The 12905-nt window shown below is 60.0% G+C and carries 11 protein-coding genes; 5 read left to right on the top strand and 6 right to left on the bottom strand.

Annotated features, from left to right (window positions below; genetic code table 11):
• Window positions 1-185 precede the first annotated feature (185 nt).
• Window positions 186-398 (top strand): PA3496 family putative envelope integrity protein, encoded by a 213-nt coding sequence (locus tag PSH69_RS29650; RefSeq protein WP_019020903.1) that lies wholly within the window; start codon window positions 186-188, stop codon window positions 396-398.
• On the opposite strand, the gene PSH69_RS29645 is transcribed toward PSH69_RS29650, so the two are convergent.
• On the bottom strand, window positions 340-1302 hold the full coding sequence (locus PSH69_RS29645) for a LysR family transcriptional regulator (protein ID WP_007934452.1): 963 nt from the start codon (window positions 1300-1302) through the stop codon (window positions 340-342). The genes PSH69_RS29650 and PSH69_RS29645 overlap by 59 nt on opposite strands.
• A 190-nt stretch (window positions 1303-1492) precedes the next feature.
• On the opposite strand from PSH69_RS29645, the gene PSH69_RS29640 reads away from it, so the two are divergent.
• On the top strand, window positions 1493-2908 hold the full coding sequence (locus PSH69_RS29640; RefSeq protein WP_305410579.1) for an acetyl-CoA carboxylase biotin carboxylase subunit: 1416 nt from the start codon (window positions 1493-1495) through the stop codon (window positions 2906-2908).
• Window positions 2909-2919: 11 nt separating this feature from the next.
• Window positions 2920-4728, top strand: coding sequence for a sodium-extruding oxaloacetate decarboxylase subunit alpha (oadA, locus tag PSH69_RS29635; protein ID WP_019651290.1), 1809 nt, complete (start codon window positions 2920-2922; stop codon window positions 4726-4728).
• Between the two features lie 79 nt (window positions 4729-4807).
• On the opposite strand, the gene PSH69_RS29630 is transcribed toward oadA, so the two are convergent.
• The 3 genes from PSH69_RS29630 to PSH69_RS29620 form a co-directional block, all read right to left on the bottom strand.
• Window positions 4808-6895, bottom strand: coding sequence for an autotransporter domain-containing protein (locus PSH69_RS29630; protein WP_305410577.1), 2088 nt, complete (start codon window positions 6893-6895; stop codon window positions 4808-4810).
• A gap of 251 nt (window positions 6896-7146) precedes the next feature.
• Entirely contained in the window at window positions 7147-7980 is an 834-nt protein-coding gene (locus PSH69_RS29625; RefSeq protein ID WP_305410576.1) for an amino acid ABC transporter permease, read from the bottom strand.
• Window positions 7977-8798: an ABC transporter substrate-binding protein gene (locus tag PSH69_RS29620; RefSeq protein WP_305410575.1), complete on the bottom strand. Its 822-nt coding sequence runs from the start codon at window positions 8796-8798 to the stop codon at window positions 7977-7979. Before PSH69_RS29620 ends, PSH69_RS29625 begins: the two co-directional genes overlap by 4 nt.
• 112 nt (window positions 8799-8910) lie before the next feature.
• Here PSH69_RS29620 and PSH69_RS29615 point away from each other — a divergent pair, with 112 nt between their 5' ends.
• The gene (locus PSH69_RS29615) at window positions 8911-9807 is read left to right on the top strand and encodes a homocysteine S-methyltransferase family protein (protein WP_305412895.1); all 897 of its coding nucleotides are present in this window, start codon (window positions 8911-8913) and stop codon (window positions 9805-9807) included.
• A 120-nt stretch (window positions 9808-9927) separates the two neighbouring features.
• Here the strand turns inward: PSH69_RS29615 and PSH69_RS29610 are convergent, their stop codons facing one another.
• The gene (locus PSH69_RS29610; RefSeq protein WP_305410574.1) at window positions 9928-10599 is read right to left on the bottom strand and encodes a GNAT family N-acetyltransferase; all 672 of its coding nucleotides are present in this window, start codon (window positions 10597-10599) and stop codon (window positions 9928-9930) included.
• A gap of 17 nt (window positions 10600-10616) precedes the next feature.
• Window positions 10617-11063, bottom strand: a complete 447-nt coding sequence (locus tag PSH69_RS29605) for a GNAT family N-acetyltransferase (protein ID WP_258612876.1) — start codon at window positions 11061-11063, stop codon at window positions 10617-10619.
• A 124-nt stretch (window positions 11064-11187) separates the two neighbouring features.
• On the opposite strand from PSH69_RS29605, the gene PSH69_RS29600 reads away from it, so the two are divergent.
• Window positions 11188-12738 carry a PLP-dependent aminotransferase family protein gene (locus PSH69_RS29600; RefSeq protein WP_026286518.1) on the top strand — a complete coding sequence of 517 codons (1551 nt, stop codon included), beginning with the start codon at window positions 11188-11190 and terminating at the stop codon, window positions 12736-12738.
• The last annotated feature ends 167 nt before the right edge of the window (window positions 12739-12905 follow it).

The following is a 12905-nucleotide window of genomic DNA, read 5'->3' as shown; positions in this document are numbered from 1 at the left end:
CTCCCGCTCGGCTGCGCAGCAGTCGCAAAATCTTAGGGCTGCTTTGCGACCCAGCGGGAGCAAGCTCCCTCGCCACAGGTTCGCAGTCAGCCGGTGAGGTTCATCGTTCTGTAACCCTCCCGCCGCCAAACCGTCATCCCTCGCGCCTATCTTGAAACTCCCGTACTCGCCTTGGGAGACTCGAAATGGCCCAGCCCTACGAAGAACGCAACAGCGCCGTCAAAACCCGTCGTCAGCAAGAAGACCAGCGCCGCATGGAATTTCGCCGCGCCATCGAAGATCGCTGCGAGCGCCGCCAGCTTCTGGCCGAAATCGGCGAATTTCCCGACGACCTCGAGCTCAACTACTGGCAGGCAGCACCGGTAACTTCCCGTCGAAACGCTCAACCAGTGCGCTGATTTGTGCCCGTTCGCTGCGGATAAACGCAAGGAATGCGTGGGCCACCGGCGATAGCCGTTTGGCCTTGGCCTGCACCAGGCACCAGCTACGCAGCAGCGGCAGCTCTTCGACCGGCAGCTCAATCAGGGCGCCGGTCGCCAATTCAAGGTTCAGGGCATGGCGCGTCAACAGCGCCAGGCCCAGACCCGCCAGCACGCATTCACGCTGAGCTTCCGCCGACGCGACCTCCTGGGTCTGGGTGAAGTGCACGCGCTTCTCTTTGAAATACTCCTCGCAGGCCAGTCGCGTGCCGGAACCGGGTTCGCGCAACAGCAGCGTGTAGGGTTCCAGATCCTGCAAGCGCAGCGGCCCCATGTGGCACAGCGGATGATCCGGCGGCGCCACGGCTACAATCGGGTTATTGAGGAACGGCAGGAATTCCAGCCCCATGTCCTGTGGGACCATCGACATGATCACCAGATCATCGCGGTTATCCGACAGGCGCCGGATGACCTGGCCACGGTTGACCACCGTCAGGTGCAGGTTCACTTCCGGGTGCTGGCGCTTGAACGCGGCAAACAGGTGCGGCACGAAATACTTGGCGCTGGACTCCACCGCCAGTTTCAGCTGACCTTGCAATGAGCCTTGCATGTCCGACAGCTGCATATCGAGGTTTTCCAGGCGGCCGAAAATGTCCCGGCTGGCGCGCTGCAGCGCTTCGGCCGCCTCGGTCATGTAGAGCTTTTTGCCGACATAATCGAACAAGGGCTGACCGATCAGCTCTTCGAGTTGACGAATCTGTAGGCTCACGGCAGGTTGTGTGAGAGACATTTCGTCGGCTGCGCGGCTGTAGGACCTTAAATCGCACACCTCATTGAAGATCTGCAATTGACGCAATGTCATACGCATCAATGACTTACGCATTTTCTATAGATCCTGAGCGAAGGCCGATGACTCAACTATAAGTCTTTGCTTATGCCTGACCCAATTATTATTCATTTTTGTTAATCCCTTGCGACAGCTAGTGTGGAGCTGCGACTGAATTGAAACATTTGGTCACGCGTCGACCTGTCTAATCGGGTCGTGGGTGCCACCGGCTCAAGGGAACCTCCAAGTGATAAAAAAGATCCTGATTGCCAACCGTGGTGAGATTGCCGTACGAATCGTGCGCGCCTGCGCCGAGATGGGCATTCGCTCGGTCGCGATCTATTCCGACGCCGACCGTCATGCTTTGCATGTGAAGCGTGCGGACGAGGCCCACAGCATCGGTGCCGAGCCACTGGCCGGCTACCTGAACCCGCGCAAGCTGGTGAACCTGGCGGTGGAAACCGGTTGCGATGCGTTGCACCCCGGCTACGGCTTTCTTTCGGAAAATGCCGAGCTGGCGGACATCTGCGCCGAGCGCGGAATCAAATTCATCGGCCCGTCGGCGGAAGTCATTCGCCGCATGGGCGACAAGACCGAAGCGCGCCGCAGCATGATCAAGGCCGGCGTGCCGGTCACGCCGGGCACCGAAGGTAACGTGTCGGGCATCGAAGAAGCCCTGGCCGAAGGCGACCGCATCGGTTACCCGGTGATGCTCAAGGCTACCTCCGGTGGTGGCGGCCGCGGTATTCGTCGTTGCAACAGTCGCGAAGAACTCGAACAGGCCTTTCCTCGGGTGATTTCCGAAGCCACCAAGGCTTTCGGTTCGGCGGAAGTGTTCCTGGAAAAATGCATCGTAAACCCGAAACACATCGAAGCGCAGATCCTCGGCGACAGCTTCGGCAACGTGGTGCACCTGTTCGAGCGTGACTGCTCGATCCAGCGTCGCAACCAGAAGCTGATCGAGATCGCTCCGAGCCCGCAACTGACCCCGGAACAGCGCGCCTACATCGGCGACCTGTCGGTGCGTGCAGCCAAGGCCGTGGGTTACGAGAACGCCGGCACCGTGGAGTTCCTGCTCGCCGAGGGCGAGGTGTACTTCATGGAGATGAACACCCGGGTTCAGGTGGAACACACCATCACTGAAGAAATCACCGGCATCGACATCGTTCGCGAGCAGATCCGCATCGCATCCGGTTTGCCGCTCTCGGTGAAACAGGAGGACATCCTGCACCGTGGTTTCGCGCTGCAGTTCCGGATCAACGCCGAAGACCCGAAAAACAACTTCCTGCCGAGTTTCGGCAAGATCACCCGTTACTACGCGCCCGGCGGTCCCGGTGTGCGCACCGATACGGCGATCTACACCGGTTACACCATTCCACCGTTCTACGATTCGATGTGCCTGAAACTGGTGGTCTGGGCGCTGACCTGGGAAGAGGCGATGGACCGTGGCCTGCGGGCCCTCGACGACATGCGTCTGCAAGGGGTCAAGACCACCGCCGCGTACTACCAGGAAATCCTGCGTAACCCGGAATTCCGTAGCGGCCAGTTCAACACCAGCTTCGTTGAAAGCCATCCTGAACTGACCAACTACTCGATCAAGCGCAAACCCGAAGAGCTGGCCCTGGCCATCGCTGCCGCCATCGCCGCCCACGCAGGCCTGTGAGGAATATGACAATGTCCAAGAAGATCCATGTAACTGACACAATCCTGCGCGACGCCCACCAATCGCTGCTCGCCACCCGCATGCGCACCGAAGACATGCTGCCGATCTGCGACAAGCTCGACAAAGTCGGCTACTGGTCGCTGGAAGTCTGGGGCGGCGCGACCTTCGACGCCTGCGTACGCTTCCTGAAAGAAGACCCGTGGGAGCGTCTGCGCCAACTGCGCGCCGCGTTGCCTAACACGCGCCTGCAAATGCTCCTGCGTGGCCAGAACCTGCTGGGCTACCGCCATTACAGCGACGACGTGGTCAAAGCCTTCGTCGCCAAGGCCGCGGTCAACGGCATCGACGTGTTCCGTATCTTCGACGCCATGAACGACGTGCGTAACCTGCGCGTGGCCATTGAAGCGGTGAAAGCTGCCGGCAAACACGCCCAGGGCACCATCGCCTACACCACCAGCCCGGTGCACACCATCGAGGCTTTCGTGGCGCAAGCCAAGCAAATGGAAGCCATGGGTTGCGACTCGGTGGCGATCAAGGACATGGCCGGTCTGCTGACCCCGTACGCCACGGGTGAACTGGTCAAGGCTCTGAAGGCCGAGCAATCGCTGCCGGTGTTCATCCACTCCCACGACACCGCCGGCCTGGCTGCGATGTGCCAACTCAAGGCCATCGAAAACGGCGCCGACCATATCGACACCGCGATCTCCAGCTTCGCCTGGGGCACCAGCCACCCGGGCACCGAATCGATGGTCGCCGCCCTTAAAGGCAGCGAGTTCGACACCGGCCTGAACCTGGAGCTACTGCAAGAGATCGGCCTGTACTTTTACGCCGTGCGCAAGAAGTACCACCAGTTCGAAAGCGCGTTCACTGCCGTCGACACTCGCGTGCAGGTCAACCAGGTTCCGGGCGGGATGATTTCCAACCTGGCCAACCAGTTGAAAGAGCAGGGCGCCCTGAATCGCATGAGCGAAGTGCTGGCTGAAATCCCGCGCGTTCGCGAAGACCTCGGCTTCCCGCCGCTGGTGACCCCGACCTCGCAAATCGTCGGCACCCAGGCGTTCTTCAACGTGCTGGCCGGCGAGCGCTACAAGACCATCACCAACGAAGTGAAGCTTTACCTGCAAGGCGGCTACGGCAAGGCGCCGGGCACTGTGAACGAAAAGCTGCGTCGTCAGGCCATCGGCAGCGAAGAGGTGATCGACGTGCGTCCGGCCGATCTGCTCAAGCCGGAGATGACCAAGCTGCGTGCCGAAATAGGCGCCGTGGCCAAGTCTGAAGAAGACGTGCTGACCTACGCCATGTTCCCGGACATCGGCCGCAAGTTCCTCGAAGAACGCGCAGCCGGCACCCTGACACCGGAAGTGCTGCTGCCGATTCCGGAAGCAGGCGGTGTGGCTTCGGCCGGTGGTGAAGGCGTGCCGACCGAGTTCGTCATCGACGTTCACGGCGAAACCTATCGCGTCGACATCACTGGTGTGGGCGTCAAGGCTGAAGGCAAACGCCACTTCTACCTGTCCATCGACGGCATGCCGGAAGAAGTGGTGTTCGAACCGCTCAACGAGTTCGTCAGCGGCGGCAGCAGCAAGCGCAAGCAAGCCACTGCACCGGGCCACGTCAGCACCACCATGCCGGGCAACATCGTCGACGTTCTGGTCAAGGAAGGCGACACCGTGAAAGCCGGCCAAGCCGTGCTGATCACCGAGGCGATGAAGATGGAAACCGAAGTCCAGTCGGCCATCACCGGCAAAGTCACCGCCATCCACGTGGCCAAGGGCGACCGGGTGAACCCGGGCGAGATCCTGATCGAGATCGAAGGCTGAGTTAACAGCCTCGATATACCGCTTTAAACCTCGGGGGGGCATGTGCTCCCCTTTTTTTTTCGCACTGGGTTTGTGGCTGTTAGAAACTCATTCGCCACTGACCCGTCACGCCGTGGTTACGGCTGTCGGTGCCGATCTCGCCAGTGAGTCCGATGCCCAGGGTGTGTCTTGCTGACAATCCAAGGTCCAGCCCTGTATCGACCAGCAGGCTGTCACGATCCAGCGGCGCACCGGAAACGGTGAAGTTTTTTCCGCCCGTTACCAATCGTTGGCGGGTATCGCTGTAGACGTCCCCGTAAGTATGTTTCCAGCCGGCACTGAACCGTGGCGTCAGCTGCATGCCGTTATCCAGAGTGTTGAGCTTCGCCAGCCGCAGGCCGAACGTGCTGTTCAAATTGTTCTGCGTTTGACCGTGTACCTTCAGAGCCGCAGCGCCACCTTTTTCCGTGTAAGTGTCGCGTTGATAGCGCTGGTAGCCCAGGCTGGCAAACGGTTCGATGCTGACGTTCGTCCGCCCCAGGTTGTAACCCAATTCCGCAAAGGCCTGCTGGGTGTTGGCATCGTAACGGCCTTCGGGGCGGTCGCTGAAACCTTTGAAGGCAACCCGGCGTTTAGTGCTGCCATCGTGACTGCTGTAGGTCGCACCCAGGCGCAGGGACATTGGTCCGTTTTGACGCAGGGCATAAGCTCCCAAATGCCAGCTGTCGAGATCGCCGTCGAGTCCGCGGCTGTCCAGGCGCGTTTCGGATTTTCCGCTCATCACCCCGATGCGCCATTCTTCATCGATGCCCCAATCAGCTCCCAGTACCAGACCGTGGGTTGTGTGTTTCAGAGCGTCGTAGTCGCGATCCAGCGTTCCACCGTGACCCAATGCTTGAAGCCAGACTCGGCCATTGTCTTCGCTGCCGGCGGCCAGGCGTGGCGCATTGCGCCTGGTGGAATTGCTGTAGCTACTGGTGCTGTGCAGCTGACGCATGGCCGAGAGCATGGTCGCGCTGATTGGGCTGTCACTGTTCAGGGTCGCTTTCGCAAGGTTGGCGTTGTTGCCGCCGTCCAGCTGGTCGATGGCCTGGGAGGCTGTTTCGGTGGTGGAGGCAAGCAGGGCCGTGACAGCGGCGTTCGCGGTATTGGGAGGTGTCTGCGCCGTCGGACTGGCTTTGGGTTCTTCAATACTGCGGGCGAGTTCCCGACCGTTTTTGTTGGTCGCGAGACTCTCGAAAGGCACTTCGTTGCGAGCGTAGGTCAGGCGGACGGCCTTTTCGTCGCTGTAGTCCGGGGTGGCCGTCATGAATGCAAGATTGTTTTCAATATTGCCGAAATGCCCATCGACCTTGTCGGCCTCGATAATGGTGTACTGGGTGGTTTGCGGATAGTCACCCGATACTGCGACGATTTTCAGGGTGGCATTGCCGAGGCTGGCGGTGCCGTCGACTTTGATCGTTTCGTGACGGCCGTCGGGGTTGACCTCATAGGCCAGGATGGCTGAGTTGGACAGGTTCAAATTGCCTTTGACCCTTGGGGCGCCATGCAATCCATCGACGTTGACGCGGCCGGAGACATCCAGGCCACCGACGGTGCCTGCACCTGCAAAAGTACCGCCGTGCGCGACTGTTACATGACCTTTGATGTCGCCATTGTTGAAGAGCTTTCCGACCGTAATCGCCCCACCTTCGATTTTCCCGTCATTGGTCAGGATGCCGTCATCGAGCACCACCACACCCTTGTTGAAATCTCCGGTACTGGTCAGCGTCCAGGATCCCTGCGAAACATACAGGCCGTTGAAGTTGCGGGTATTCCCCAATCGGCCACCGTCAGTTGCATCAAGCTGTATGACGTTGGTTCCTTTGCCGCCATCGACCCGACCTTCGAAGCTTCCACCATTTTTGACGATGATGAGGTCATCTCTATTTTCCGGTCTCAGGGAAGTACCTCGCCGAGCGGGCTGCGGCGCATCAATCACCGTTTGAAAGGTAGTGTCCGCCTCGATAAAGGCTAGAAGCCGGGTAAGCGGGTGCGGCTCAGTATCAAGCTGCCCGGTTACCTCAGCGATATTCGTCGCCTCAGCTTGCGCGGGTAGTTGTTGGGCGCTTGAAAATTCGGCGCAACCCAGCGCAAGCGCAATGGCCAGCGCCAGGTGTTGTGGTCGGTATTTGTGTTGAACGGGCATCGAGTACGGCCTCTTTTGATGGGAGGCCAAACTCTAAAAGTGAGGCTATAGGTGCCGATGTCAGCTGCTTCCGGCGGGCCTGCGGGGGGTGTCAGCAGGTTGTGTAGAAAATAGCCAGCCGCTTGAGGGCGGCTGTTTTTTGCCCATTTGAACTGGGCGCTTTTTCTTACAGTGAATCAGGACAAGGGGGCTGGCGCTCCAGCAAAAATGCATCTGTCGCGGATCAAAAAAAGCGCAGCTCTCGACGGCTCCTACCGGCTCACGTACGCCTTCCCGTAATGCCGTTCCATCCGCGCCTGAATCAGCTCCAGTCCAATCGACATCAGCCAATAAATAATCGCCGCCGTCGTCAGCATTTCGATATAGCGATAGCTCGAACGTCCATACGATTGCGCCAGGAACATCACTTCCCAAACCCCCATCACCGAGATCAGCGACGAGTCCTTGAGCATGGAGATGAACTGGTTGGTGGTGGGCGGGATGATGGCGCGCATGGCCTGGGGCAGGGTGACGCGCCAGAAAATCACGGTTTCGCGCATGCCCAGGGCCAGCGATGCTTCGCGTTGGCCGTGGGGAACGCCGAGGATGCCGGCGCGGAAGATTTCGCTCAGGTAGGCGCCATAGTTCAGCGACAGGGCGATGATGCCGGCGGCGATGGCGCCCGGCACCACGCCCAATTGCGGCAAGCCGAGGTAGATCAGCAATATCTGGATCAGCAGCGGCGTGCCGCGAAAGAACGAGGCATAGAAACTTGCGATGCCGAACGCCACGGCGCTTTTCGACAGTCGAGCCAGGGCCGTGATGAAGCCCAGCAGCGACGAAGCCACAATCGAGCACAGGCACAAGAACAGCGTCAGCGCCGCGCCTTGCAGAAAGCCGTTGGGCGCCAGGTGCAGGCCGATCAGGTTCGGCAGTTTGTCGAGGATGATCGAGAACTTCAGGTCGAAGCTCAGGAAGAAACTGGCGAACAAGCCGAACATCGCCGCCCAGGTCAGGTACAGCCGGGTACGGAAGCCGAAGACCCGTTGCAGTAATGACTCAACCACCGGTTGCGGTGGTTGAGGAGGTTTGGGGAAAGAAGTCATTTGCTGATGTCGGCACCGATCCATTTTTGCGACAGCTTGCTCAAGGTGCCGTCCTGTTTCAACTGAGCGAACACTTCACGCACTTTGGCGTCCCACTGGGCGTCGCCTTTTTCGATGGCCACCGAGTTCGGCTCCGAATACAGCGGCTGGCCGGCGAGTTTGAAGCGCTTGTCTTCGTTCAGGCGCGGTTGCGCGGTGACGAGGTTGGTGAGGATCGCGTCCAGTCGCACGCCAGCGCCCAGGCCCAGATCCTGGAATGCGACGTTGTCGGTGTCATACGGGGCGATTTGCACGTTCTCGAACGGATATTGCAGTTGGGTGTCTTCGGCCCCCTCGATCACCAGGTTTTTGTTCAGGTAGCTTTCATAGCTGGAGGCGCTGGTGAGACCGACTTTCTTGCCGCTCAGGTCCTTGGCGCTGTGAATGCTATCGTCCTTGGCATTGACCACGATCACGGCAGGGGAGGCGTAGTACTCGACCGGGAAGTCGAAGACTTCGGCGCGGGCCTTGCTCGGGGTCATGGAGCAGATGCAGATGTCGTAACGCCCGCTCCAGCGGCCGGCGGCAATCACATCCCAGGACGGCGTTTCCAGACGCAGTTTGACGCCCAGCTTGTCCGCCACAGCCTTGGCCACCTCAACGTCGAAACCGTCGAGCTGGTTTTGATCGTTGAGGAACGAGAAGGGTGGATAGCTTTCCATCAACACACCGACCAGTTCTTTCTTTTGTTCGATGCGATCCAGAGTGGCGCCGGCAAAGGCTTGGGTGGAGGCAGCCAGAATCGTCAGGCCCAGGGCCAGCAGCGGTTGAAATTTCACAGTTGATCCCTGAAAAAAAAGAGGTTGTTATTAACCGAGTGGTGCGTATTAAATAGTTATAAGAACGACTCTGATAGTGAGTTATTTTCATAAGCTTATGAGTGAAAAGCATATGGGCGCAGGGACGGTAATTCTGGATGGTGGCATGGGTCGGGAGCTGCAGCGCCGAGGGGCGCCGTTCAGGCAGCCCGAGTGGTCGGCGCTGGCCTTGAGCGAAGCGCCGCAGGCGGTGGAGGCGGTGCACGCGGCTTATATTGAAAGCGGTGCCAACGTGATCACCAGCAACAGTTACGCGGTGGTGCCGTTCCATATTGGTGAGGCGCGTTTTACCGCTGAGGGTCAGGCGCTCGCGGCATTGGCCGGTGAGCTGGCCCGGCGTGCAGTCGATGCTTCGGGCCAAGCGGTTCGTGTGGCCGGCTCATTGCCGCCGTTATTCGGCTCCTACCGCCCGGACTTGTTCGACGCTGCTCGGGTGACTGAACTGCTGAGCCCTCTGGTCAATGGTCTGGCGCCTCATGTCGACCTGTGGCTGGCCGAAACCCAGAGTTCGATCGTCGAAGCACGGGCGATCCATGCCGGGCTGCCGAAGGACGGCAAACCGTTGTGGCTGTCGTTTACCTTGAAGGATGAAGATACCGACGAAGTGCCACGTTTACGCTCCGGTGAGCCAGTGGCTGAGGCCGCCGCGGTGGCGGCTGAGTTGGGTGTCGAGACGTTGCTGTTCAACTGCAGCCAGCCGGAAGTGATCGGTGCGGCGATTGATGCGGCGCGGGAAACCTTCGAGCGCCTGGGGGTGAAGATTCACATTGGCGCATACGCCAACGCCTTCCCGCCTCAACCGAAAGAAGCCACGGCCAACGATGGTCTAGACCCGTTGCGTGATGATCTCGACCCGCCGGGGTATCTGCAGTGGGCGGCCGATTGGCGCAAGCGCGGGGCCAGCCATTTGGGCGGGTGCTGCGGGATCGGGCCGGAGCATATTGCGGTACTCGCCCAGACATTAGCGTGATGCCATTCGCGGGCAAGCCGGATCGCAGCACCGCTCGCTCCTACAGGTTTGTGTGATCCGTAGGCGCGAGCGGTGCGGCGATCCGACTTGCCCGCGAAGATGTCGCCCGGGCGCCGAAGCTTACCCGCGACACTCCGCCAACGTTTTCACCTGTCCCGATTCCGTCTGGTTTTCATCGCTCAACCACCGCTCAAACCCGGCGCCAATCGCCGGCCATTCCAAATCCAGAATCGAATACCACGCCGTATCGCGGTTCTGTCCCTTCACCACCATGTGCTGGCGGAACACCCCTTCAAAACTGAATCCCAGCCGCTCCGCCGCGTACTTGGAGCGAGCGTTGCCGTTGTTGCACTTCCATTCCAGGCGCCGGTAACCCAACGCAAAGGCTTCCCTGGCCAGCAGGTAAACCGCCTCGGTACTTTTCGGCGAACGCTGCATCGGTGCGCCGAAGGTCACATGGCCGATCTCGATACGACCCTGGGCAGGCACGATCGACATCAGGCTGAGCAGGCCTTGCACGTCGCCGCTGACACGGTCGATCACACTGAAGAAATACGGATCGCTGTTGGCCGCATGGTTGTTCAGCCAGTCATTGAACGCACTGCGTTCCGGGAAAGGACCGTAGGGCAGATAGTCCCAGAGTTTCGGGTCCGAGCCCGGGCCTTCAAGGGCTTTCCACAAACCGTCGGCGTGACGCGCCGGGTCGAGTTTTTCCAGGCGAATGAAACGCCCTTCGATCAGTTGGACCGAGGGCGCCGGAACGCCTTTCCAGTCTGCGAGTGAAGTCGACATGGTGTTCTCCTTGAACCTTAAAGGGCTTTGCGAAACTGGATGAAACCGGGCCGTTCGGCGATGCGCTCGTAGAGCTGGATCGCGGTGGCGTTGGTTTCGTGGGTCAGCCAGTGGACCTTGCAGCAACCGTCGGCCTTGGCTGTGCTGTAGACGAATTCGATCAGTTTCCGACCGACGCCGGTGCCACGAGTTTCGGGTGTCACCAGCAAGTCTTGCAGGTAACAGGAGTTTTCGATGCTCCAGTTCGAGCGGTGATAGATGAAATGCACCATGCCCACCGCTTTACCGTCGACCCAGGCCAGCGCCCCGTGGGTCGGTTCGCTCGGGTCGAGCAGGCGCTGCCAGGTGCTTTGAGTGACCGCCTCGGGCAGCTCGGTGTTGTAGAAGCGCAAGTAGGCTTGCCACAACGGCAGCCAGGCAGCGTGATCGTCGGCGGTGACCTGGCGGATGTCGATCTGACTCATGTTCATTCCTTAACGCGTCAAAGTGGCAGGTACATGGAAAATTCCTTGGCGAATGCCTTCATCCTAGGCAGGCTAATGGTCTGTTGTAAGAGCCATTAATGACCAATTTCATAGGTCCATTGTCATGTCGAATACGCCGCTTCCCTCGTCGTTCAACCCGGCGGGTATCGAACTCGACCGCCGCCAGGGCCTGAGTCGACAGCTCTATCAAGCGCTGCGGGTACGCGTACTCGACGGACGATTGGCCAGCGGCACACGACTGCCGGCCAGTCGCGATCTGGCTACGGCCTTATCGATTTCCCGCAACAGCGTGGTTCGTGCCTACGATCAGCTTTACGCTGAAGGCTTCATCGAGGGGCGTGTGGGTGACGGGACTTACGTGGCGCAATTGCCTCAGGCGGCGTTGCCGGCGAAAAAATTATCCACAAAAGTATCCACAGGGTTTTCAACAGGGTTACCCACAACCTTATCCACAAATTGGCTGGATTTACCTGTTGTTCCATCCAGTAAAGTTATCCACAGCAGTGCTTTGGGGCGCGTTGAAAAGAATCATTTGGCTGTGCCGCCCGGTGGTCCGCCGCGCGCATTCAGGGTTGGCGTGCCGGCGTTCGATCTGTTCCCGTTCGAGGTTTGGGCCAAGCTGAATGCGGCTTTCTGGCGTAAGCCGGATTTACAGCAGCTGTGTTATGGCGACCCGGCAGGCGATGAACGCTTGCGCGGATTGATTGCTGCCTACTTGCGCAGCTCGAGAGGGATGCAGTGCGCCGCTGAGCAAATTGTGATCACCAGTGGCGCGCAGCAGGGGATCAGCCTTTGTGCACAGTTGCTGGTGGAGCCTGGCGATGGGGTGGGCATTGAAAATCCGGGTTATCGTGCTGCCGGCCATGCCTTTGCGGTAGCCGGGGCGCAGCTGCACGGTGTGCCGGTGGATGAGGAGGGGATCGACTGCAGCGCCTTGGCGCAGTTGAGCGATTGCCGGCTGGCTTACGTTACGCCTTCCCATCAATACCCGACCGGTGTGGTCATGAGTCTGGCCCGGCGTCTGGAACTGCTCGCCTGGGCCGAGGGCAACCAGGGCTGGATCATCGAGGACGACTACGATGGCGAGTACCGTTACAGCGGTGCGCCACTGGCGCCGCTGGCGGCACTCGATCGCCATGGGCGGGTGCTGTATGTCGGCACCTTCGGCAAGGTCGCTTTTCCGGCGCTGCGCCTGGGTTATCTGGTGCTGCCGCCGGGCCTGGTGGACGCATTCGCGCAGCGTCGGGCGGTGGATGTGCGGCATTCCGAAGTGAGCACTCAAGCGGTGATGGCCGAGTTCATGGCCGCCGGGCATTTCCAGCGGCACATTCGCCGGATGCGGCGTGCCGCCCTCAGCCGTCGCAATTGTTTGCTGGGCGGCTGGCCGGCGGGGATGACCGGAGTGGGTAGCCTGCCCACCGTCTCCGCCGGGCTGCACATGACGGTTTCGGTGGACAGCCTGGCCCGCGAACGGCGACTGATCGAACAAGCGGAAAGCGTGGGTGTGGAGATCAATGGCTTGAGCAACTATTGGCTACCGGACTCCAGGACACCAGTCGATCAGCGCGCCGGTCTGGTACTGGGTTTCGCGGCGGTGCCAGAGCCAGCGATAGAGTCGGCGCTGGCACGGTTGCGACAGGTCTGGCGGGATTGAACGATGGCCTCCCGGTTTTTAAATGAACCGCTGATCTATGAAAAACACTGAGGCGGCGAGTGTGCGACTGATCTCGCCGCGATAAATGGCGATGAGTTCCTGATTGCTGCCACCCGCGCAGATCAAAGCCCCCCCTATTAGCCGTTGACCAAAAAAGACCCGCGATG

It is taken from the genome of Pseudomonas sp. FP1740 (assembly GCF_030687165.1).
In the GTDB taxonomy this organism is placed as follows: domain Bacteria; phylum Pseudomonadota; class Gammaproteobacteria; order Pseudomonadales; family Pseudomonadaceae; genus Aquipseudomonas.
Note: the sequence above shows the minus strand (reverse complement) of the source record. Positions and strands in the feature narration are given on the sequence as shown.